Raw genomic sequence first — 22,180 nt, 5'->3', positions numbered from 1 at the left:
CCAAGGCGACCATCCAGACGAAGCCGCCCCGTCGAGTCCCGATCCGGCCGAACGCAACCCTCACCGCGTCCTCCACACCACCGCCCGCGAGCCTACGCGCGATCGACCGGGTACGTGACGCGGCCCGCTTCGTGGGCGCGCCGCCGCCGGTTACATCGCGATTGACTGCGCCCCCCCGCCGGGTGTCATGTAGCTGCATCGCAAAGGAGCTCTGTGATGGCGAAGAAGACCGCGAAGCGCGCTGCGAAAAAGAAGGTGGCGCCGCCGATTCCGCTGCACCCGCTGCTCGACAAGGGCGCGCTGGGTAAGGCCAAGGCGAAGTTCGCCGGAGGCACGCTTCAGTGCCGCTGCGCGAGCGATCCCGTCGTGGTCTCGGTCGCGGCGCAAACCGCGCACAACCACGCCTGTGGCTGCAGCAAGTGCTGGAAGCACGCCGGCGCGGTTTTCTCGATCATCGCCGTCGTGCCGCGCGAAAAAGTTTCGGTGACCGCGGGCGCGCACAAGCTGAAGATCGTCGACGCGAACGCCGCGATTCAGCGGCACGCGTGCAGCGACTGCGGCACGCACATGTTCGGGCGCATCGAGAACACGCGGCACGCGTTCCACGGACTCGACTTCGTGCACACGGAGCTGTCGAAGGACAAGGGCTGGTCGCCGATCGAGTTCGCCGCGTTCGCGTCCTCGGTGATCGAAACCGGCACCGACCCCGCGAGCATGCCCGCGATCCGCGCGCGCCTGAAGAAGATCGGCCTGCCCGCCTACGACTGCCTCTCCCCAGCGCTGATGGACGCGCTCTCGACGCACGCGGCCAAGCTGAGCGGAGTGCTGAAGGGCTGAGACGCGAGAGCTCGTTCCGTAGTCCTCACTCCGCGCGGTCGCGGATCGAGATGGCTGCCAGCAGCCGAAAGAATGGGAGAGCACAGTTGTACAGCGGCCCGACCAGGCTCACGACGTAGGCGTTGCCGACGTAACTCCCGAACACTCCCAAGGAGTTGGCGAAAGCCACGAGCAAGGCGCCCACGCTGAAGCCGATTCCGACCCAGCTCGAGAAGACGAATGCGTATCTCCCTTCTCGGGCGAGACGCGCGAAGCGTGTGATCACCAGGCTCCAATGGGCGCCGTACCCGATCAAGAAGCAAACACTCGACGCACGGAACGCTGCCTCCTCCTCGACGCCGAACCCGAGCACGAACAGCGGCAACAGCGCGAACGGAAGGACGATCAGGCCGTTCTCTGCGATCGCTCGAACTCGCGCTGCCGCGAGTTGACGCTCGGCGGACAAGAAGGACCCCAGCGCCGCGACCAACCCCGCAAAGCCCGCGAGCGCGACCGAGATCTCCGCGAGCGAGAGCAGTGTTTCCTGCTGGGGCATCGAGAACCCACTCTACACGCGGCGGCTTTCGCTCCGCGCGAGATCGCGCGAAGCGCTCGCCCTACGCCAACTCACTCGCGCTGCACACGCGATTCCTTCCCTGGCTCTTCGCCCGGTACATCGCCTTGTCCGCGGCGTCGAGCAGCGCCTCGCGCGTACGGCCGTGCGCGGGATACGTCGCGAGGCCGACGCTGCAGCTGAGCTTCAGCGTGCGGCCCGCATCGGCCTCGAAGGCGTTGTCGGCGACCCACTTGCGGATGCGCTCGGCGATCACGCGCGCGCCGCGCTCGCCGGTGTCGGCGAGCAGGATCGTGAACTCGTCGCCGCCGTAGCGCGCCACGGTGTCGACCTGGCGCACGGACTGCGCGAGCAGGCGCGAGAGCTGGCGCAGCACGCTCGTGCCGACGAGGTGGCCGTGGTTGTCGTTCACGAGCTTGAAGCGGTCGAGGTCGATGAACAGGATCGAGAGCTCGCTGCCGTAGCGCTCGGAGCGGCGCACTTCGCGGTCGAGCGCTTCGAGCAAGTAGCGCGAGTTGTAGACGTCGGTGGCGTCGTCGACGAAGGCGCGGTCGCGCGCGCGGCGGTAGCGCTCGGCGTTGCGCAACGCGACGCCCGCGTGCGCCGCCACGATCGCGAGCTGCGCGAGCGCGTCTGGCGAGTCCTCGGCGCCGAGCAGCGCGAGCAGGCCCGCGTCCTGCTCCTCGCCACGCAGGGGGACCACGACCACCGGCGCCTCGGCGATGCCCGCCGCCCGTAACAACTCGAGCAGCGGGCCGCGGTCGACGCGCGCGATGGCGGGGTACGCGTTCCAGTCGACGCGCTTGCCCGCTTCGATCACGGCGCGCAGACGCTCCAGCTCCGTCTCTTCGAGCCCGGCCGCGTGCACGCCGATCGAGTCGGTGAGGTTCGGGCGCTGGTAGAGCGCGAAGCCGCGCCGGTTCGCGAGCGTGCGACAGGCGATCTCGAGCGCGAGCGCGAACACCTCGTCGGGCTCGAGCGTGGACGCGAGCGTGCGCGCCGCTGCATAGAGCGCGAGCTCGCCGCGCAGGCGCTGGTTCTCGCTCACGAGGCGCCGCCGCGCGAGGGCGCGCTCGAGGCACAGGATCAGGTCCGCCGAGCGCACGGGCTTCTGCAGATAGTCCGTCGCGCCCATGCGCAGCGCGTGCACGGCGCTGTCGACCGTCGCGTTGGCGGTGACGATCACGAACTCGCTGCCGGGGAAGCGGCGCTGCACGCGCTCCAGCAAGTCGAGCCCTGATAACTCCGGCATCGTGAGATCGGAGATCACGAGATCGAACTCGCCGTGCTCGAGCGCCGCGAGCGCCTCCTGCGCGCCGCTGCAGCACGTCACCTCAGCGCGGCTCGAGAGCACGTCGCGCGCGAGCTCGCGGTGGAAGCGGCTGTCGTCCACCACCAGCACGCGCGCGCGCCGTTCCTCCGCGCTCATCGCGCGCCTCCGCGATCGCAGCTTTGCGGCTGACGGCTCATCTCGCCCCTCACGCAGAAATGCATCGTCTCTGCGCAACGGTGGCTTGAGCCTCGCGAAATTGCTCGCGAACTCTAGGCGCCGCGGGCTAGCGGCGCGCGCAGCCGCGGCCTATCAGAGAAATGGGGGCGACGCGTGGAGCCGCAGACCGCACTTCCGCCGCGGCAATCGCGAGTCGCACGTGGTGTCGCATCGTGCGCCGTCGCCCTGCGCGCGCTCGGGATCACGCAGGCGCTCGTGCTCGCCGCGTTTGCGCTGCGCGCCGCGCTCGCCCCGCGCGAGCAGCGCCTCGCGCTCGCGGCGCGCGCGCTCGGCGTGCTGAAGGGGCCGTTCGCGAAGCTCGGGCAGCTCGCGGCGCTGCGCGTCGACGTGATGGCGCCCGAGGCCCGCGCTGCCCTGCTCGCGCTGCGCGACGACGTGCCGCCCCTGCCCGCAAGCTGGATTCGCGGCGAGATCGAGCGCGCCCTCGGCGCGCCGCTCGCGCGGCACTTCGCGCGCCTCGACGCGCGGCCGCTCGGCGCCGCCTCGATCGCGCAGGTGCACGCGGCCCAGCTGCGCGGGGGCGGCGAAGTCGCGGTGAAGGTGCAGTACCCCTGGCTCGCGCGGAGCCTGCGCGCCGACCTCGCCCTCGCGCGGCTCGCGCTCCGAGTCGTCACGGGTGCGCGCGTCGACGACGCGACCTGGCGCGAGTTCGCGCGCGGCTTCGAGAGCGAGCTCGACTTCGCGCGCGAAGCGAATTCCGCGCGCGAGATTGCGGCGAACCTCGCAGCCGAGAAGAACGTGGTCGTGCCGCGTGTGATCGCCGACGCCTCGGCGAAGCGCGTGCTCGCGATGGAGCGCATCGCGACGATCCCGCTCTCGCGCGAGGCGCTGCTCGCGCGCGGCATCGCGCCCACCGCGGTGGTCGAGATCGTGCTGCGGGCCTACGCGCGCCAGATCTTCCTCGACGGCGTGTTTCACGCCGATCCGCACGCGGGCAACCTGTTCGTGATCGACGAGCCGAGCGCCGCCGCGAACCCGCGCGTCCTGTTCGTCGACTTCGGCCTGTCGCAGCGCCTGACAACCGAGCTGCGCCGCGAGCTGCGCGCCGGAATCCTCGCCCTGCTGAACAACCAGCTCGACGAGTTCCTCGCTGCCATGCAGCGCATGCGCATGATCGAGCCCGGCGCCGAGCCCGCCGTGCGCGACGCCGTCGGCGCCATGCTGACGCGCCTGCGCGGCGAGGGCGGCAACGCGCTCGCGCTGTCCGGCGAGCGCGTGCTCGCGCTCAAGGACGAAGCGCAGACCCTGCTCTACGCGACGCCCGGCCTGACACTCCCCCCCGACCTGCTGCTCTACGCAAAAACTGTCAGCACCGTCTTCGCCCTCTCCCGCGACCTCGCCCCCGAAGTCGATCCCATGAAGCTCGCCGCCCCCTACCTCCTCCGATTCCTCGCGCAACGCGAGTAACCACTACGAGCTGAACCGAGCTACGCGCCAACCACGCGCCACCCCGCCGCCAGAACGACCTCGCAGTCGAACGCCCTCCCCAGCAGGTCGGCCGAGGCCGCAAGCGAAGCGCGCAGCAAGCGCCGGAGTCTGCGGAGGCGCTTGCGAAGTCAACAAGGAAAAGCGCGGCGTTGCCCCGAATCGCCGACAAGCCCCGCACACCTCACCCCAACGGAAACCTCACCACGGTCGCCCGCCCAAGCCGCGCCGACGAAGCCGAGAGCTTCGTCGCCCCAAACGGGCCGAACGCTTCGTCGAGCACCGATCCGTCCGAGAACGGCGCGTCGTAGCCGCCGCTGCGCAGCTCGCTGAACGAGAGCAGCAGTGCACGGCCGTTGTCGGCGCTGACGACGCGAGCGCCCACGGTGATGCGCTCCGGCGCGGGATGCGCGCTGAGGCGCGCGTCGAGCATGCGCTGCAGCGCGCGCGCGAGCTGCGCCTCGTCACCGCGCAGCTCGGGCAGCTTGCCGGGCGCGAGCAGGCTGATCGCCACGCCTTCGCCGCCCGCGAGGCGCTCGGCACGGTCGACGATTCGCGCGAGCAGCGCAGTCACGTCGATTCGTTCGCTCCGCGCCGCGGAAGGCTTGCCGGCGAGCGCCGCCTGCATCTCCTCGCTGAACTTGCGCACGCGCGCGATCGCGCGCAGGCCGTCGTAGACGAGCGCGCGCTGTTGCGTGGCGCGCGCTCCGCTCGCATGCGTCGCGATGTCGTCGAGCGTGCCCGCGAGCTCCTCGAGTCCACCCTGAAGATCGCGCTGGAGCTGGAGCAGGCGCTCCGCTTCGCCGATCTCTTCCTTGAACAGGATCACGACGCCGACCGCCTGGCCGCCGCTGGCGATCGGCGACGCAACCGCCGAGTAGCCGGTGGCGCCTGCGCGCAGGCGGAAGCGCGCGGTCGTGCGCGTCTCACACGCGGTCATCACGCCGCGCAGCACGGCCTCGCGCGCGCCGCCGTCGAACAGCTCCGCGAGCGGCAGCCCGATCGCGCTGTCGTCGCCGCGCGGGAAGCGCTCCTCGAACGCGGGGTTTACGTAGACCGCGCGTCCTTCGGGGTCGCCCACGACGATCGGCGCGTCGAGATACGAGAGCAGCGATTCGGCGCCGTTCACCCGCGCACCTCCACGATTCCGGCATCGAGAAGCTTCGCGAGGGTGTGATGCGCCTCGAACGGGTCCATCGCGCTGAGCGCGACGATCTCGTCCGCCGACGTGCGCCCATCGATCATCGAGAGAATGAAGCCGGCGTTCGGCGGCAGGTTGAAGCGCAACACCTCCTGCGGTCCGAGCTTCACGCGCGGCACGCCCGCGCCTCCGTTCGTGCGAACGCGCGCGCGCTGATGCAGATGCGCCCGCAGCAAGTCGAGCGTCGCTTGAGCCTCGAGCAGCGCCGGCGACTCGCGCGTCGCGCGCTCCACCAGCTCGAGAGCCTCCGCATCGTGTCCCTGCTTGATCAGCTCGAGGCCTTCGCGCAGGTAGTCCGCCGCGCGACTCACGACGCCCCCGCGCGGCGTCGCTGGCTCCGCGCCCGCGCCAGCGACCTCCAGGTACTCCCGCGCGGCCTCGTGCTTGGGATCGAGCTCGAGCACGTGCCGCCAGCGCGCGATCGCGCCAGCAGTGTCGTCCTGGCCGTAGCGGTCGAGCCCCTCGGCGATCAGCCGCGCGATCTTCTGGTCCTTGGTATCCGCCACCGCGCTCTACTCCCCAACGGTTCTCGATGTTCCGTCCGCAGCGCGTGCCCGCGTCACGCCTTGAGCGCGACCTCGTACAGCTCCTGGTCGCGAATGATGCGCTGAATCTCGTCGTCGGTGAGCGTGCCGGTCGCGTTGACGGTGATCAACTGCTCCTTGCCGGTCGCGAGATCGCGCGCCGACACCGAGACGATGCCGTTCGCATCGATGTCGAACGTCACCTCCACCTCGGGCTCGCCTTTGCGCGCCTGGCGGATGCCGTTCAGCACGAACTCGCCCAACAAGTCGTTGTCGAGCGCGGTGTCGCTCTCGCCCTGCAGCACGCGAATCTTCACTGCGGTCTGGTTGTCGCGCGTGGTGGTGAAGATCTGGCCCTTGCGCGCCGGCACAGTGGTGTTGCGCTCGATCAGCTTCGCGAAGTGACCGCCGAAGGTGGCGATGCCGAGCGAGAGCGGAGTCACGTCGAGCAAGAGCAGGTTCTGATCTTCGGAGACGAGGCTCTCGCCCTGCAGCGCGGCGCCGACCGCGACCACCTCGTCGGGGTTCACGCCCTTGTGCGGGCGCTTCCCGAAGAAATCCGCGACGGCCTGCTGCACGAGCGGCGTGCGCGTCTGCCCGCCGACGAGGATCACCTGGTCGATGTCCTGCTGGCGCACGTTCGCGTCGAGCATGCAGTGCTCGACCGTCTTCAGCGTGCCGTTCACGATGTCGTGCACGAGCTGCTCGAGCTGCTCGCGCGACATCGAGCACGAGAGATGCCGCGGCCCGTTGTCGTCGCTCGCGATGAACGGGAGATTGATCTCCACGCTCTCGCGCGAGGAGAGGTCGCACTTCGCCTTCTCCGCCGCGTCCTTGAGGCGCTGCATCGCCATCGCGTCGCCGCGCAGATCGATGCCTTCCTTCTCGTCGAACCACGCGATCAGGTGCTCGACGATGCGGCGGTCGAAGTCCTCGCCGCCGAGGAAGGTGTCGCCCGCGGTCGCGAGCACTTCGATCACGCCGTCGGAGAGCTCGAGAATCGAGATGTCGAAGGTGCCGCCGCCGAGGTCGTAGATCGCGATCTTCTCGTCCTTGCCGGGGCGGTTCATCCCGTACGCGATCGCCGCCGCGGTGGGCTCGTTCACGATGCGCAGCACTTCGAGCCCCGCGATCTTTCCGGCGTCCTTCGTGCATTGGCGCTGCGCGTCCTTGAAGTACGCGGGCACCGTAATCACTGCGTCCTTGACCGGCTCGCCGAGATACTCCTCTGCGACGCGGCGCATCTCGCGCAGCACCATCGCCGAGAGCTCCGGCGTGGTGAACGACTTGCCGCCCACCACGACGCGCGCGTCGTCGTTCGGACCGCGCACGATCTCGTACGGATACAGCGAGACCGACTTCTGCACTTCGTCCGAGTCGAAGCGGCGGCCGATCAGGCGCTTCGACGCATACACCGTGCCCTTGGCGTTGGTGATCGCCTGCCGCTTGGCGAGGTGGCCGACGAGGCGCTTGCCGTCCTGCGTGATCGCGAACATCGAAGGGGTCGTCTTGTACCCGCCCGAGTTCGGCACGACCGTGACTTGGCCGTTCTCGACGACGGCCACGCACGAGTTCGTGGTCCCCAGATCGATTCCGATGACGCGACTCATGAGCCCCTCCTCACTTCCTCAGCACCTTCACGTTCAACTCACCGAGCGAAGGCCTGCCTTCGCTTCCTTGTCGTCCGGCGCGATGCGCAGCGCGGCTTCGAACTCGCGCTTCGCGTTCGCGCGCAGGCCCGCGGCGGCGTAGATCCCTGCGAGCATCTTCCGGTACTCGCCGTTCTCCGGCGCGCACTCCACCGCTTGCGCAGCGAACTCCTTCGAGCGCTTGAGGTCGCCCGAGATCTGCATCGACAGCTTCGCGCTGCGAAATGCGAGCTCTGCGTCGGCCGGGCGATAGAGCAGCGCTTCCTCGAAGTGATCGAGCGCCGCGGAGTAGTCGCGCATCTCGAGCGCGACCTCCGCTTGCTTCACGAGGTGCTTCGCGCGCTCGTCGTGCGCCTTGCGCTGCACGTTCGGGAACTCTTTGAGATAGGCGGAGTTATCAGGGTCGAACGCGATCGCCAGGCGCACGGCGCCGGCAGCCTCGATCCACCTGCCCGCCGCGAACGCGGACATGCCGTGCTCGAAGAATCCCTTCGCCTTGCGGCGCTGCGCGTCGTGATGTCGCGCGTGCGCGTGCATCGAAGAGACGCGCTCGCGCAGGCGGCGCCGCGCGTCGAGGCTCGAGGCGCGAGCGCTCGCTGCGTTCCCGGCGTCGGCGCTCGCGAGGTGCTGCGTCGTCCTCTCGAGCTGCGCGGCCTCCACGGCCGCGCGCGTCGCGGGATCCGAGAGCAGCTCGTACGCCGCGAGCAGGCGCTTGAAGCACGTCTCGATCAGCGGGCCGAACGAGCCCGTCTTGCGCCGGAAGTAGCGATCGGGGTGCAGCTTCTTGGAGAGCGCGAAGTACGCCTTCTTCACCGCCTTGGTGTCGGCGTTCGCCGCGACGCCGAGGATCTCGTGGTACTTGCGGCCGAGGCCCTTCGCGAACTCGAGGATCTCGCGCTGCAGCTCGACGTCGAGGTCGAGCGCGGCATCGACTTCGGGCAGCGTCACCGCTGCGCTTCTCGCGGCCGCGGGGGGGCGGGGGCGCCGGCTTCGCGTTTTCAGCTGCGGGCGCAGCCGACGGTTTCGCCTGCGACGCCGTAGCCGCTGGCCGCGGCGGCGGCTTCGGCGCGCTCGCGGACGCGCCGGGTGGCGCCGTGCGAATCGCACTCGATGCCGAAGCGACGATCACGCCCTGCTTCAGCCAGCGTTCGACGAGGCGGTCGACTTCGTGCGGCGGCAGCGCCCCGATCTGGCGCAGCGTTCCCCAGTTCGTGTGGCCGTCGATGCGCGACAGCAGATACCCGGCAACGGGATCGAGCGAGAGCGAGGTCGGCGCGACACCGGGCGCGAGCGCAAGCACTTGCGCGTGCGCAGTCCCGAGCGTGTCGCCAACTCGCATGTACAGCCCCCAAGGCCCCGTAGACACGAGGCCCTACCCGAGCGCTGGTATCGGCCTGCCGCGGGGCAAGCCTGAGGGGCCGGACAGGTCGGGGCGCCGCTGCGCTCAGCGGGTCCCGCGGGGCTCGGACGAGGCGGGATCAGCCCCGCTTCGCCGCCTTCGCTGGCCGCGCCATGAAGACGGTCCCGACGCCGCCGTCCGTGAAGATCTCGAGCAGCACGGCGTGCTGCATGCGGCCGTCGACGATGTGGCTGCGGGTTACGCCGCCCCGGATCGCGTCCAAGCAGCACTGCACTTTCGGGATCATGCCGCCCTTGATCACGCCCTCGGCGATGAGGCGCTTCACGTCGGCCTCGGTGAGCTGCTGAATCAGCTCGCCGTCCGCGTCCTTCACGCCCTCGACGTCGGTCAGCTGGATCAGCTTCTCGGCGCGCAGCGCGGCGGCGATCGCACCGGCCGCGTCGTCCGCGTTCACGTTGTAGGTCACGCCCGCTTCGTCCACGCCGATCGGCGCGATCACGGGGATGAAGCCGGCGTCGGTCATCGCGGTGATCGGTCCCGGGTCGACCGCGACCACTTCGCCCACGCGCCCGAGATTCTTGCCCGCGCGCACGCGGCGCTGCACCAACAACAAGCGGCCGTCGTTGCCCGTGAGGCCGATCGCCTTGCCGCCCGCGCTCTGCACGAGCCCGACGATCTCGCGGTTCACGCTGCCGCCGAGCACCATCTCGACCACTTCCATGGTCGCGTCGTCGGTGACGCGCAGGCCATCGACGAAGCTCGACTGGATGCCGAGTCGCGTCAGCGTGTCTTCGATCTGCGGCCCGCCGCCGTGCACGATCACGGGGCGCACGCCGATGAACTTCAGCAGCACGACGTCGCGCGCGAACGAGGCGCGCAAACGCGGATCGGTCATCGCGTGGCCGCCGTACTTGATCACGATCGTCTTGTCGCGGAAGCGCCGGATGTACGGGAGCGCTTCGATCAGAACCGCTGCTTTGTCGATGAGGTCTTTCAAGTTGTTACGACTCTCCGTTCGCCTTCGGCTCACTGCGCGCGGCCTGAGCGAGCTTCGCTCGCTCGGGCCGCTTGCGCTTCTCGAGCCGCGTTCGGCCGTTGCACTGCGTCGTGCCTGCGTACGTCACGTTGCTGGAGGGCCGGAGCGCGCGGCTCGGCGGGCTTCGGCGACTTCTTCGATGCTTTCGACGAGGCTGCGGTAGAGCAGCACGTTGCGCACGACGGCGGAGAGCGCGGCAGAGATCAGCTCGCCGAGCTCGGCGGAGGCGTTCGCGCCGTCGGCGGGGAATGCGCGGAACACGCCGATCGGTTTGCCGCGGAAGCGCAGCGCGCCGCAGACCAGCGCGCCGGCCGCGCCGTCTTCGGGCGTGTCGAGCGTGGCGTCGAAGCGCGGGTCGGCGCTCGGGTCGGCCGTGGCGACGAGCTGGCCCGTCGCGAGCACGCTGCCACCGAGACCGCGCGGCGGCCGTCGTCGCTGAACTCCGCTTCGCGCGCGAGATCGCCCGTCTCGGGGCTGCGCAGGTAGATCGAGACCGGCGCCGCGCCGAGCGCCGCTGCGACCGGACGCAGCGCGGCATCGAGGACGCGCGCTGGCTCGACCTCGGCAGTGACCGCGTCGCAGATCTCGCGCGCGAGATCGGCGCCGCGCTCGCGCTCGGTCGGCGCATTGAACGGCGAGGGCTCCGGCTGCGGCGCGGAAGCCGCAGCGGGCGCCGCTGCGGTCGCGAGCTGCGTGGGCTCGTCGACCTCGAGGTCGACGTCGATCTCGAGATCGGGCGGCGGCGCGCCGGGCTTGCTCGGCTCCGCCGGAGGCGCCTGCAGCATGTGCGCGACTTGCGCGGCGATGATGCGCAGCAGCGCGAGATCTTCCGTATCGAAGGCGCCGCCGCCGCTGCGCTCCGTGGCGCACAGCACGCCGAGCGTGCGCGCGCCGGCCGTGAGCGGCGCGACCGCGAACGAGCGCGAGCCGTACGCGCCCGCGGCCTGCCGCGCTGCGAAGCGCTCGTCTTCCGCGACGTCTCTCACGAGCAGCGCCTCGCCGCGCGCGTGCGCGAGACCCGCTACGCCTTGGCCGACGGGCACCGCGTCCATCTCTTCCGTCGCGACCTTGTTGCCGACCGCGGCGACGACTTTGAGCGCATCGGCGCGATCGTCGAGGAGCATCAGCGACGTGCGCGCCGCGCCTAACACCTCGGCGGCGGCCTGCACCGCGAGCGACCGCAAGTCCTCGGGCGATGCGCCATCGGCCCGCGCACGCGACCACAGCTCCGCGAGCGAGGCCTGCAACCGGTCGATGCGCGAGCGCAGGCCCTGCCAGCCGCTCGCGATGCCATACGTCTCGAGCGCGCGGCGCACGGAGAGCAGCAGCTCCTCCTCGTGCAGCGGCTTCGCGAGGTAGTCGAACGCGCCGAGCCGCAGCGCTTCGAGCACGTGCACTTCCTGCGTGCTCGCGGACAGAATCACGACGCGCAGCGTGGGCCGCTGCTCCTTGACGCGCCGGAACACTTCGAGGCCGTGGAGATCTGGCAGCTCGAGGTCGAGGACGACGACGCCCACCTCCGGGTCGGATGCGAGCTCGAGCGCATCGGCGCCCGTCGCGGCGCTGACGTGGCCGATCCCCGCGTTCGTCAGCACGTCGCCGATCAGCTCGCGAAAGAACAGCTCGTCGTCGACGACGAGCACCCGATGCTGGCTCACGACTCTCCCCTCGCGACCTCATCATGACATCGGTAAAGCGAGGTCGCCGCGCGATGACCGTTTCCCGGTCAGTCCGCGCGAGGAGCGGGCGGCCTCCCCCGCTTCGCGCGCGGGTGCGCCTTGTCATACACGGCCACGATGCGCTCCGCGGAGACGGCCGTGTAGCGCTGCGTGGTCGAGAGGCTCGCGTGGCCCAGCAGCTCCTGGATCGCGCGAAGGTCGGCGCCCATGTCGAGCAGATGGGTGGCGTAGCTGTGGCGCATGCGGTGGGGATGCACGCGGCCCGCGACGCCGGCTTCGAGTGCGCGTTTGCGCAGGCGCTTGCGCGCCTCGCGCGCGTCGAGGCGGCGCGGCCTCTCGCCTTTGCGCCGCCTCGCGCTGGCAAACAGCGGCTGCGCGAGCACGCCCGGCTCGCTGCGCGCATCCAGGTAGATGCGAAGCGCCTCGCGGGCCGCCGCAGGCAGCGGCACGACGCGCTCCTTCCCACCCTTGCCCCACACCCGCACTTCGCCGCGCACGAGGTCGAGATCGCGCACGTCGAGCGCGACGACTTCGCCCACGCGCAGGCCGGCGCCGTACATCAGCTCGAACAGCGCTTGGTCGCGCAGCGCGATGCGCTCGTCCCGGGGCGGCGCTTCCGGCGTCGCGTCGAGCAGCGCGGTCACGTCGTCCACGGGCAGCGGGCGCGGGAGAGGGCGCGGTGCGCGCGGCGCGGGAATGCCGAGCGTCGGGTCCGCTTCGCGCGCGCCCTCGCGCACGAGCCACTTGAAGAACGTGCGCAGCGCGGCGAGGCGGCGCCCGAGCGTCGCCGGGGACCGCGCGCGGTGCTGCGCGGCGAGGAAGTCGCGCACATCGTCTCCGCTGACGCGCGCAGGCGGCTTCTTCGCGCTCTCCGCGAACTGGCGCAGATCCGAGAGGTACGCGCGCTGCGTGTGCTCCGAGAAGCCGCGCTCGCTGCGCAGCGAGCGCGCGAAGCCGGCGAGCGCGTCGTCCCACTTCACGGACGCGTCGCCGCCTGATAGCTCGCGAGATCCCCGAGTGCGCGCTCCGCGAGCCGCTCGTTCTTCTGCGGGCGCTTCATGCGCGCGCCGTCGAGCGGCGGGAACAAGCCGAAGTTCACGTTCATCGGCTGAAAGCCGTGCGGCTTCTCCTCGCGCAGGTGCGCCAGCAGCGCGCCGTGCGCGCTCGTCGGCGGCGGCTCGGGCGAACGCTCGCCGCGCAGGCGCGCGAGCGCGAACTGTGCGGCCATGAAGCCGAGCGCTGCGGACTCGACGTAGCCCTCGACGCCCGCCATCTGCCCCGCGAGCAGCACGTTCTCGCGCCCGCGCAGCGAGAGGTCCGCGTTCAGCACGCGCGGCGCGTTCACGAAGGTGTTGCGATGCACCGAGCCGAAGCGCGCGAACACCGCCTCGCGCATGCCCGGCAGCGTGCGAAAGATGCGCTGCTGGTCGCCCTGCTTCAGCTTGGTCTGAAAGCCGACGAGGTTGAAGAGCGTGCCGCGCTTGTCCTCGTGGCGAAGCTGCACGACGGCGTGCGGCCAGCGCCCCGTGCGCGGATCGGTGAGGCCGGCGGCCTTCATCGGCCCGAAGCGCAGCGTGGCCGGCCCGCGCCGCGCCATCTCCTCGATCGGCAGGCAGCCATCGAAGTAGAGCTCCTTCTCGAACGGATGCAGCGGCACGGTGTCGGCCGCGAGCAGTGCAGCCACGAACCCCTGATAACTCTCGCGGTCGAGCGCGAGGTTCCAGTAGTCGCCCTCGCCGTCTTCCCAGCGCGACGCGCGGAAGGCTTCGCCGAGATCGAGCGAGTCCGCGTACACGATCGGCGAGATCGCGTCGTAGAAGTACAGCGACTCGCCGCCGACGATCTGCGCGAGCTCCGCTGCCAGCGCCGGCGCGGTGAGCGGCCCGCTCGCGAGCACGACGAGCCCGTCCCGCGGCAGCTCCGTGACCTCTTCGCGCCGCACCTCGATGTTCGGATGCGACTCGATCTCGGCCGTGATGCGCCGCGAGAACTCGGTGCGATCCACCGCGAGCGCCCGGCCTGCGGGCACCGCGGTCTCGTCGGCCACGCGCATCACGAACGATCCGAGCCGCCGCATCTCCTCCTTGAGCAGCCCCACCGCGTTCGTGAGCGCCGCGCCGCGCAGCGAGTTGCTGCACACGAGCTCCGCGAACTCCGGGCTCTGATGCGCGGGAGAGAAGCGCGCGGGCTTCATCTCGGTGAGGAGGACTTGGACGCCGTGCACCGCGAGCTGCATCGCGGCTTCCGCGCCGGCGAGGCCGGCTCCTATGACCGAGGCGTGCATGGCGAAGAAGTAGCTGGTCTGGGTGCTCTGGGGCTTGCGGTTTTCCTTGTTTACTTCGCATTCGCCTCCGGGGACTCCGGCGAATGCTGCGCGCTTCGCTTGCGGCCTCGGCCGACCTGCTTGGGTGGAGCGTTCGACTGCGAGCATGACCCTGCAGCGGATTGGATCGTGGCAGCGCGGGTTTCCTTGGTCGGGCTGTTGAGTCGAATGGTCCTTGTTGGAGTGCGCGCGCCGTTGGCGCGTTGCGGGTTCTATGTCGCGCACCAGGTGCCGTCGCGGTCTTCTTTGGCGGACTCGGCGAGCTCTAGCTCGAGGAGGGCGGGGGCGAGCTCGGCTTCGCTGGCGCGCAGGCGCGAGGCGATCTCGTCGCGCGTGAGGGCTTCGCTGTGCAGGAGTGCGAGTGTGCGTGCAGCGAGTGGGCTCAGCGGGGCTGCGCTGGCTGCGCCCGCGGCGGCGCGCTTGAGCTCGATGCCGAAGCTTGCGAGTAGGTCGTCGCCGCTGGTGACGAGGCCGGCGCCGTCGCGGATCAGCTGGTGGGGGCCGGCGCTGGTGGGGGAGTGAATCGGGCCGGGGACGGCGAGCACGTCGACGCCTTGGTTCGCGGCGTGGCGGGCGGTCGTGAGCGTGCCGCTCGCGACGCGGCCCTCGACCACCACGACCGCTTCGCTGAGCGCACTGATGAGGCGGTTGCGCAGCGGGAAGTACGGCGCGCGCGGCGCCGTGTCGGGCGGGAACTCACTGACGAGCGCGCCGTTCGCGGCGAGCGCGCCGGCGAGGCGGCGGTGGCTCGGCGGGTAGACGCGCTCGATGCCGCAGGGCAGGAACGCGACGCTCGCACCGCCCGCTTCGAGCGCGGCGCCGTGCGCGGCGCCGTCGATGCCGCGCGCGAGGCCCGACACGACCGCGAGCCCGCCGCGCGCGGCCGCCGCCGCGAGCTCGCGCGCGACGCGCAGCCCGTAGCCGGTGGCAGCGCGCGCACCCACGATCGCCACGCCGCGCACGAGCAGCAGCGCGGGGTTGCCGCGCACCAGCAACAACACGGGCGCATCGGTCAGCCTGCGCAGCCGCTCGGGATAGAGCGGCGACGCGATCGGCACCGCGCGCGCGGCCACGCGCGCGAGCGTGTCGGCGTCGCGCGCGGCGCGCTCCTCGGCGCCGGGAACGCGCTCGAAGGCGCGCGCCAGCTCAGCCGCGCCGTGCGCTCGGCGCAGAGCGGGCGGGGCCTGTTCCGGATGCAGCGCGTACTGACGCTGCGCCTCGAGCCAAAGCGCGAGCAGCGCGCGATCGCGCGCCTCGCGCGGGTCTAACAACTCCACCGGGCAGCTCCGCGGGACCGGAGGCGCGCACAAGGTGGCGCGCGCAGCCGCACTCGCAACGCGAACGCGCGTTCACGCCACTGCGGTGACTTCGCTCGCCCACGGCTCGCTGCGCGCTTCGCTTGCTGCGCCCCGAGCCCGCTTCCGAAATCCGCTCGCGTCAGACTCCGAGAGCGTCTCGCTTGCTACGGCCGGATCGAGTCGCTGCCGCGTACCTTGAAGCCGCGGTTCAGCTCGCTCGTGGTGTGCGTCACCACCGCGACCGACGCGTCCTCGTAGGCGTCGACCACGATCAGCTTGGCGAGCACCTGATCCGGCAGGGCGCGATCTTCCTTGCGGATCGCGTCCCACTTCTCGCCCACGGTCTCGTAGACCTCGAGCGGGCTGCCGACGCTGACGCCCTGGCGCGAGCCCCGGTTCAGGTACACGACGTCGCCGCTGCCCATCTGCATGCGCGAGTTGGGCGTATGCGCGATCACGCCTTCGACTCAGACGCGCGGGCCGACTGCGATGTCGATGCTGCGCACGCGGCGCGGCATCACGTGATCGCCGCGATACATCTCGGAGCGTGAAAGGCGAATCACGCCGGTCGCCGACTGTTCGTGAACCTCGGTGATCTCCAGCCACCCGAGCTGGAGCGTCACGTGCCCGAGCACGCCATTCGTCTCCGGGTCGCGGACCATCTCGCCGGGGCGGAAGACGTCGAGCTGATCGCCGACGGCGATCTCGCCCTGACCGAGGCCCACCTGAATCTCGGCGCCGTCGCTCAACATCGCGTGCGGCTGGGTGGAGTCGAGAATCGTGGCGGCGCCTTCGAGCTCTTCCGACGTGACGAAGCCCGTCGTTTCGATCTCGCTGTAGCGGTAGGTCTCTTGCAGCTGCGCGAGGGGCGGACCGTCGGGGTCAGCCATCGCCGCCGGCATCGGCTCTTCCGCCGGCGCGGGGCGCGCGAGCATCTCGGCGGCTTCCGCAGCGCTGATCTTCCGCATCTCGTGCGGGCTGATCCAGATGCGCTCGCCGGGATAGATCTGATGCGGATTCTCGACCTCGGCCGTGTTGTCCTTCCAAATCGACGGCCACACCCACGGCGTGCCGAGGTAAGCGTCCGAGATGTCCCACAGCGTGTCGCCGTTCACCACGACGTGAACGCGGCCCGGGCGCCCCTGCTCGTCGTGACCGAGCGGCCCTAACAACTCCTGCGCGGGCGCAGCCTCTTCCGCCGCTGCTTCCGCCGCGACTGCGGCGGGCGCAGCCTGCGCCGCCTCTTCGGCTCCGAGCGAGCCCGGAAGCGCAACCGCCAAACACACCACCGGCGCGAGCCGACCAAATCGCATGGGGAACCCCCTCCGCAGGTACTCCCCAAGTGCATCGGCCTGCGCCCCCCGCGCCTTAACCCCTATGCAACGCGCCGATCCGGCCAACCGAGAGGGCGGTGATTCAGCGCACGCCAACCCTCGCTGCCTTGCCGCGGCGAGGAGACGACCGAACGACCTCGGAGTCGAACGCTCATCCCAAGCGGGTCGGCCGAGGCCGCAAGCGAAGCGCGCAGCAGCGGGCGAGTCCTCGAGCCCGATGCGGAGTAAGCGTGGAGAAAGCGCGCGCCCTCGATGCGCCTAGTCACTCAGAAGCGGCGCACCACCTTCAGGCCCCGCCCGCCGCGGCGAGGCCTGCGCGCGCGTCTCTGACCCAGGCCGGCTCGGCGGCGTTCGGTGCTTTGGGGAGCGCCGAGTACTCGGACAGCGCGAGGGTCCACTCGTTCTTGGCCTCGGCCTTGTCGCCGAGGGCGTGGAGCGCGAGCGCGAGGTGGTGGCGCACGAGCGGGCGCGTCTGCGCGTCCGAAGGAATCGTCGGATCGAAGCCGCTCACGGCTTCGCGCAGGTAGTTCACCGCCGCTTCGGGCAGGTTCTTCTTGTAGAAGACCCAGCCCAGCGTGTCGGCCGAGGACGGGTTCGTGCGTGGATTCTTCGAGAGCGTCGCCTTGGCTTCCTGCGCGAGGTCGAGCGCGCGGTCGAGATCCTGCCCGCGCTCGGCCAGCCAGTACGCGAGGTTGTTCTTCGCCGCGGCGAGCTCGCCGTTCAGCTTGATCGCCTCTTCGTAGTGCGCCATCGCGGCGTCGATCTGCTTGCCGCCCTGCGCCTCCTTGAGGATGCCGAGCACGAGGTGCAGCTCGCCGGACTTGGGGTTGCGCGCGAGCGCGTCTTCGTAGGTCTTGATCACCTGGGCGCCGCGTCCCGTCGCGTTGTAGAGGCCCGCGAGGCGCCCGTAGCTCTCGAGCTGGTTCGGATCGATCTCGATCGCGCGCCGGAAGCTCGCCTCCGCGACGTCGAGCTTGCCGGTGCGCGCGGCGATGTCGCCGACGAGGCGCGCGAGCGACGCATCCTTCGGCGCCGCAGCCGCTGCCGCGTTCACCCGCTCGAGTGACTGCTCGACGCGGCCATCGCGCTGGTCGAGCACGAACAGCGAGGCGAGCACCTCAGGGTGAGTCGGCGCGTCCTTCGCGGCGGCTTCGAGGTGCGCACGCGCGCGCGCGTAAGTCGCCACTGCTTCGGCCTGGCGACCCGGGTCCGTCACTTCCTTCCCATCGCGCCGCGACTTCGCGTCGAGCTGCGCGGCCTGGAACAGATACACGCGTCCGAACGCGAAGTTTGCATCGAGGCCGCGCTCGTCCTCCGGAATCCCCTCGAGCTCCTCGAGCGCGTCGGGAATCTGGCCGAGCTGCACGAGGCTCTGCGCGATCACGATGCGCAGGTCCGAGCCGCCTCCGAGGGCGAGCGCGCGCTTGCCGGCCTCGACCGCGAGCGCGTGGTCGCCGAGCGCGGCGTGCGAGCGCGCGAGCAGCATGATCGCTTCGAGGAAGCCCGGAGCGCGCGCGATCGCCTCCTGCGCGTCGGCGCGTGCGCCGGCGCGATCGCCCGACAGGAACTTCGCCGAGCCCGAGAGGAAGTAGGCCTGCGCCATCTCCGGGCGCCGCTCGATCGTGCGCCGCAGCGCCGCGAGCGCCGCGGGCAAGTTGTTGCGGGCGAGCTCGAGCTTGCCCTTCACGAAGTTCGCTTCGGGGTGGTTCTCGTTCTTCGCGAGAATCGCGTCGACCACCGCGCTCGCCTGCGCGAGCACGGCGCTCTCCGACCGGCGCGCGCCGATGTCGACGAGCACTTCGGCGCGGCGCAGCTTCGCGAGGTCGTCGTCAGGTGCGATCGCGATCGCCTTCTCGGCGGCTTCGAGCGCGCCGTCGAGGTCGCCCTTCTTGCCGCGATGCGCCGAAAGCACGAGCCAGGGCTGATGCTGGTCGGGCGCCGCTTGCGTGGCCTGCTCGATCATCGCGTCCGCGTCCGCTGCGCGGCCCTGCTGCGCGTAGAAGCCGGCGAGCGCATAGATCAGCTCGGTGCTTCCGGGCGCCTTCGCGATCGCGTCCTTGATGACCTGCTCGGCTTCCGCCGCGCGATTCAGTGAGCCGAGGAACTGCGAGAGCACGGTCGTCGCGAGCACGACCTCCTCGGGCTTCGCGTTGGCGAGCGCCTGCCGGTAGGCCGCTTCGGCGTCCGCCTCGCGGCCGGGGACTCCTGCGAAGAAGCCGCCGAGCGCAGCCGAGGTGCCGAAGCCGGGCGCCATCTCGGCGAGCTTCTTGTACTGCGCTTCCGCCTCGGCGAGCTTGCCCGCGCCCCTCAGGTGGTTCGCCCAGAGCAGCACCACCGCCGCCTGGTCCGGAGCGACCTCCGCACCCTTCGCGAATGCGATGCCGGCTTCCTCGTGGCGGCCGAGGCCCGCGAGCGCCCGGCCCTTCAGCGCGTAGCCCTCCCAGCGCTTCGGCTCCGCGTTGATCACGAGCTCGCCGCTCGCGACGGCCTTCTCCAGCTCCTCGTTGCGGCCGAGCAGCAAGAACTCGCCGTGATCGATGCGCGCCTGCACGTTCGCCGGATCGAGGCGCACCGTTTCCTCGAGCTCCCAGTACGCACTGCGTCCGTCCTTCTTGCCGAGATGCGCCTTCGCGAGCCCGTAATGACTCGCCGCGTTGTTGGGATCGAGCTTGGTGGCGTTCTTGAACTCGATCACCGCCTCGTCGAACTTGTCTTCCTTCAGCAGGCTCTCGCCTTGCGAGAGATGCTGGGCGGCGCGCTCCGAGTCGCTCTGACATGCGAAGAGCGCGAGCGCGGCGAAGACGGGCAGAAGTCGTGAAAGCGTCATTGCAGGGAGCTCCTCGAAGGGGAAACGAATCTATCGGCTGGGGCGTGCGCGGGGACGGGTCCTAGTCAGTGTCCCGATTGCGCCGCCAGGTTGCGTGCGTGATGCCCATTTGCTGGATCAGGTAGTTCAGCTTGCGGCGCGAGATGCGCAGCCAGGCCGCAGCTTCCTTCTGGACCCAGCCGCAGCGCTCCAGCGCCTCCAGCACCACCGCGCGCTCGACCTCGGCGAGGCCCAGCCCGGACGCCGGCAGCTGCGGACGCCAGCCAGGCCGCCCCGTCGCGACTTCGCCATGCGTGAGCGCGAGGTCGCTGGCCTCGAGCTGGGGGCCGTCGCCCATCAGCACGGCGCGCTCGATCGCGTTGCGCAGCTCGCGCACGTTGCCGGGCCAGGCGTGGGCGCGAATGCGCGCGAGCGCGGCCGGCGTGAAGCCCGTGCGCGGGCGCCCCAGCTCGGCCGCGAACTCGGCGAGGAAGTGCTGCGCGAGGCGTTCGAGATCTTCCACGCGCTCGCGCAGCGGCGGCAGCTCGATCGTGATCACGTTGAGCCGGAAGAACAGGTCGTCGCGAAACTCGCCCGCCGCGATCGCCGCGCGCAGATCCTTGTTCGTCGCGACCACCACGCGCGCATCGGTGCGCAGCGTGTGCACGCCGCCGAGGCGGTGGAACTCCTGCTCCTGCAGCACGCGTAGCAGCTTCGATTGCGTGGCGAGCGAGAGATCGCCGATCTCGTCGAGGAACAGCGTGCCGCCGCTGGCCTGCTCGAAGCGACCGATACGCTGGCGATCGGCGCTCGTGAAGGCGCCGCGCTCGTGCCCGAACAGCTCCGACTCGAGCAGCGTCTCGGGCAGCGCCGCGCAGTTCACCTTCACGAAGGGCCCGTCAGCGCGCGGCGATGCGGCGTGCACCAGGCCCGCGATCAGCTCCTTGCCCGTGCCGGTCTCGCCGGTGACGAGCACCGTCGAGCGCGTGGGCGCGACGCGCTCGGCCAGCGCGACGGCCGCGAGCAGTGCGGGATGCCGGCCCACGAGCGCACCGCGCGAGCGGCGCGCGCCGCGCTCGGCGCGCAGCTCGGTGACTTCGCCGACGAGCCGCGCGTGCGAAGCCGCGCGCAGGGTGCGCGCCTCCAGCTCCGCGAGCTCGAACGGCTTCTGCAGGAAATCGACGGCGCCTTCGCGCATCGCTTCCACCGCGGACGCGATCGTGCCGTGCGCGGTCATCAGCACCACCGCACTGCGCGAATCACGCGCCCGCACCGCGCGCAGCACCTCGATGCCGTCGCCGTCGGGCAAACGCAGATCGGTCAACACGACGGTGAAGGCGTCGTTCGCGGCGACGTGCTCGCGTGCCTGCGCGCAGGTTTCTGCCTCGACGACGCGCTCGCAGCGGCCCTCGAGCGCGCGCGCGATCGCGCGGCGCAGCGTCGCGTTGTCCTCGACGACGAGGACGCTCGCCCCGAGCAAGCTCACGCGGGCCTCTCGTCCGGCACGTGCAGCGTGAAGCGCGCCCCGCCGCTCGCGGCGCAGTCGCTCACGCTGACGCTGCCGCCGTGCGCCGCAGCCGCCTTCTGCACCCACGCGAGCCCGATGCCGGAGCCGGAGGCGCGCGTCGTGAAGAACGGGAAGAAGATTCGCTCGCGCAGCTCCGCCGACACGCCGGGGCCCGTGTCTTCGACTTCGAGCGTGAAGCCGGCGTCGCCGGCGAGCGGCGAGACGCGCAGCACGAGGCGATGGCCGCCGCTGCGCGGGTGCGTGTTCATCGCCTGCACCGCGTTCACGAGCAGATTCTCCAGCGCGGAGCGCAGCAGCGTGGCGTCGCCACTGCCCGAGGCGCGCGCATCGATGTCGCGCGCGATCTCGCCCGTGAACGCCGCGCGTGCGAGAGCGCGCCGCAGCGCGTCTTCGGCGAGCAGCGCCAGGTCGAGCGGCGCGCGCTGCGCCGGCGCCGGGCGCACCCACGCGAGGCACGTCTCCACCGTCGCGGCGATCGCGCGCACTTCGCGCGAGATCTCCTCCGCGTGGTCCTTCAGCGCGGCGCGATCACCCGCCTCGCGCGCCACGATCCCCGCGAGCAGCTCGATCGAAGCGAGCGGATTGCGAATCTCGTGCGCGAGTCCGGCCGCCATCTGCCCGAGCGCCGCGAGTCGGCCCGTGAGCCGCTCCTGCTCGCCCTGCCGCTCGATCGGCGTGAGATCGCGGAAAAGAATCGCGGCGCCGCCCGACGCGACCGGCAGCGCCGTGAACCCGATCGTGCGCGCCTCACCTGCCGCATCGCGCAGCGACAGCTCCGCGCGCGGCGCCGCCCTGCCCGCGCGCGCCGCCTCGAGCTGCGCGAGCACCTCCGGCTGCCCAGCGAGCGCCTCCGCCACCGGAGCGCCGAGACGCGGCGTGATCCCGAGCAGCCGCGCCGCCTCTGCCGAAATCGCAGCCACACGCCCGCCCGCGTCCACGGCCACCAGGCCCGAACGCAGCGAAAGCAGCAGCGCATGCGCAAACGCGGGATCTCGCACCAACACGCAGCCCGCATCGGCGCGGCGAGCCGCCCGCTGGAGAGCGCCACCACGCTGAGACATTTCGGCCCGGCCGAAATGTCTCAGCAACCGCGCCCCGAGCCGAGGGCGAGCGGATT

Annotated in this window: 18 protein-coding genes; 2 read left to right on the top strand and 16 right to left on the bottom strand. The window is 71.0% G+C overall.

What is annotated here, in order from left to right; all coding sequences use genetic code 11:
• Window positions 1–216: 216 nt before the first annotated feature.
• Window positions 217–837, top strand: coding sequence for an S-(hydroxymethyl)glutathione synthase (gene gfa / locus FJ091_16065; GenBank protein MBM4384869.1), 621 nt, complete (start codon window positions 217–219; stop codon window positions 835–837).
• A 25-nt stretch (window positions 838–862) separates the two neighbouring features.
• Here gfa and FJ091_16060 read toward each other — a convergent pair whose 3' ends face one another.
• Both FJ091_16060 and FJ091_16055 read right to left on the bottom strand, forming a co-directional pair.
• Window positions 863–1,372 carry a hypothetical protein gene (locus tag FJ091_16060; protein ID MBM4384868.1) on the bottom strand — a complete coding sequence of 170 codons (510 nt, stop codon included), beginning with the start codon at window positions 1,370–1,372 and terminating at the stop codon, window positions 863–865.
• Window positions 1,373–1,433: 61 nt separating this feature from the next.
• Window positions 1,434–2,819: a diguanylate cyclase gene (locus FJ091_16055; GenBank protein MBM4384867.1), complete on the bottom strand. Its 1,386-nt coding sequence runs from the start codon at window positions 2,817–2,819 to the stop codon at window positions 1,434–1,436.
• 174 nt (window positions 2,820–2,993) lie between these two features.
• Between FJ091_16055 and FJ091_16050 the strand changes: the two genes are divergently transcribed.
• Window positions 2,994–4,307, top strand: a complete 1,314-nt coding sequence (locus FJ091_16050) for an AarF/ABC1/UbiB kinase family protein (protein MBM4384866.1) — start codon at window positions 2,994–2,996, stop codon at window positions 4,305–4,307.
• A 202-nt stretch (window positions 4,308–4,509) separates the two neighbouring features.
• On the opposite strand, the gene FJ091_16045 is transcribed toward FJ091_16050, so the two are convergent.
• The 14 genes from FJ091_16045 to FJ091_15980 form a co-directional block, all read right to left on the bottom strand.
• Window positions 4,510–5,454 carry a PAS domain-containing protein gene (locus FJ091_16045; protein MBM4384865.1) on the bottom strand — a complete coding sequence of 315 codons (945 nt, stop codon included), beginning with the start codon at window positions 5,452–5,454 and terminating at the stop codon, window positions 4,510–4,512.
• On the bottom strand, window positions 5,451–6,032 hold the full coding sequence (locus FJ091_16040) for a hypothetical protein (protein MBM4384864.1): 582 nt from the start codon (window positions 6,030–6,032) through the stop codon (window positions 5,451–5,453). Before FJ091_16040 ends, FJ091_16045 begins: the two co-directional genes overlap by 4 nt.
• A gap of 53 nt (window positions 6,033–6,085) precedes the next feature.
• Window positions 6,086–7,660 (bottom strand): molecular chaperone DnaK, encoded by a 1,575-nt coding sequence (gene dnaK / locus FJ091_16035; protein ID MBM4384863.1) that lies wholly within the window; start codon window positions 7,658–7,660, stop codon window positions 6,086–6,088.
• A gap of 33 nt (window positions 7,661–7,693) precedes the next feature.
• On the bottom strand, window positions 7,694–8,647 hold the full coding sequence (locus FJ091_16030) for a DnaJ domain-containing protein (GenBank protein ID MBM4384862.1): 954 nt from the start codon (window positions 8,645–8,647) through the stop codon (window positions 7,694–7,696).
• Window positions 8,648–9,177: 530 nt separating this feature from the next.
• Window positions 9,178–10,056 carry an acetylglutamate kinase gene (gene argB, locus FJ091_16025; protein MBM4384861.1) on the bottom strand — a complete coding sequence of 293 codons (879 nt, stop codon included), beginning with the start codon at window positions 10,054–10,056 and terminating at the stop codon, window positions 9,178–9,180.
• A 242-nt stretch (window positions 10,057–10,298) separates the two neighbouring features.
• A complete protein-coding gene (locus tag FJ091_16020; protein MBM4384860.1) occupies window positions 10,299–11,753 on the bottom strand; it encodes a response regulator in 1,455 nt (484 codons plus the stop codon).
• A 68-nt stretch (window positions 11,754–11,821) separates the two neighbouring features.
• Window positions 11,822–12,754 carry a tyrosine recombinase XerC gene (locus tag FJ091_16015; GenBank protein MBM4384859.1) on the bottom strand — a complete coding sequence of 311 codons (933 nt, stop codon included), beginning with the start codon at window positions 12,752–12,754 and terminating at the stop codon, window positions 11,822–11,824.
• Window positions 12,751–14,058 carry a methylenetetrahydrofolate--tRNA-(uracil(54)-C(5))-methyltransferase (FADH(2)-oxidizing) TrmFO gene (trmFO, locus tag FJ091_16010; GenBank protein MBM4384858.1) on the bottom strand — a complete coding sequence of 436 codons (1,308 nt, stop codon included), beginning with the start codon at window positions 14,056–14,058 and terminating at the stop codon, window positions 12,751–12,753. Before trmFO ends, FJ091_16015 begins: the two co-directional genes overlap by 4 nt.
• A gap of 251 nt (window positions 14,059–14,309) precedes the next feature.
• Window positions 14,310–15,374 carry a DNA-protecting protein DprA gene (dprA, locus tag FJ091_16005; protein ID MBM4384857.1) on the bottom strand — a complete coding sequence of 355 codons (1,065 nt, stop codon included), beginning with the start codon at window positions 15,372–15,374 and terminating at the stop codon, window positions 14,310–14,312.
• Between the two features lie 185 nt (window positions 15,375–15,559).
• Window positions 15,560–15,853 (bottom strand): hypothetical protein, encoded by a 294-nt coding sequence (locus FJ091_16000; protein MBM4384856.1) that lies wholly within the window; start codon window positions 15,851–15,853, stop codon window positions 15,560–15,562.
• Window positions 15,854–15,862: 9 nt separating this feature from the next.
• Window positions 15,863–16,708: a LysM peptidoglycan-binding domain-containing protein gene (locus FJ091_15995; GenBank protein ID MBM4384855.1), complete on the bottom strand. Its 846-nt coding sequence runs from the start codon at window positions 16,706–16,708 to the stop codon at window positions 15,863–15,865.
• A 307-nt stretch (window positions 16,709–17,015) separates the two neighbouring features.
• Window positions 17,016–19,556 carry a tetratricopeptide repeat protein gene (locus FJ091_15990; protein MBM4384854.1) on the bottom strand — a complete coding sequence of 847 codons (2,541 nt, stop codon included), beginning with the start codon at window positions 19,554–19,556 and terminating at the stop codon, window positions 17,016–17,018.
• 61 nt (window positions 19,557–19,617) lie between these two features.
• Window positions 19,618–21,021 (bottom strand): sigma-54-dependent Fis family transcriptional regulator, encoded by a 1,404-nt coding sequence (locus tag FJ091_15985; GenBank protein MBM4384853.1) that lies wholly within the window; start codon window positions 21,019–21,021, stop codon window positions 19,618–19,620.
• The gene (locus FJ091_15980; protein MBM4384852.1) at window positions 21,018–22,067 is read right to left on the bottom strand and encodes a hypothetical protein; all 1,050 of its coding nucleotides are present in this window, start codon (window positions 22,065–22,067) and stop codon (window positions 21,018–21,020) included. The genes FJ091_15985 and FJ091_15980 overlap by 4 nt, the downstream gene beginning before the upstream one ends.
• Between the last annotated feature and the right edge of the window lie 113 nt (window positions 22,068–22,180).

It is taken from the genome of Deltaproteobacteria bacterium (assembly GCA_016875395.1).
Classification (GTDB): Bacteria; Myxococcota_A; UBA9160; order UBA9160; family UBA6930; genus VGRF01.
Note: the sequence above shows the minus strand (reverse complement) of the source record. Positions and strands in the feature narration are given on the sequence as shown.

Excerpts from the sequence above, each read along its gene's own strand:
- dnaK (MBM4384863.1), bottom strand. The coding sequence starts at position 7,660 with ATGAGTCGCGTCATCGGAATCGATCTGGGGACCACGAACTCGTGCGTG.
- gfa (MBM4384869.1), top strand. The coding sequence starts at position 217 with ATGGCGAAGAAGACCGCGAAGCGCGCTGCGAAAAAGAAGGTGGCGCCG.
- FJ091_16055 (MBM4384867.1), bottom strand. The coding sequence starts at position 2,819 with ATGAGCGCGGAGGAACGGCGCGCGCGCGTGCTGGTGGTGGACGACAGC.
- FJ091_15990 (MBM4384854.1), bottom strand. The coding sequence starts at position 19,556 with ATGACGCTTTCACGACTTCTGCCCGTCTTCGCCGCGCTCGCGCTCTTC.
- trmFO (MBM4384858.1), bottom strand. The coding sequence starts at position 14,058 with ATGCACGCCTCGGTCATAGGAGCCGGCCTCGCCGGCGCGGAAGCCGCG.
- FJ091_16060 (MBM4384868.1), bottom strand. The coding sequence starts at position 1,372 with ATGCCCCAGCAGGAAACACTGCTCTCGCTCGCGGAGATCTCGGTCGCG.
- FJ091_15995 (MBM4384855.1), bottom strand. The coding sequence starts at position 16,708 with ATGCGATTTGGTCGGCTCGCGCCGGTGGTGTGTTTGGCGGTTGCGCTT.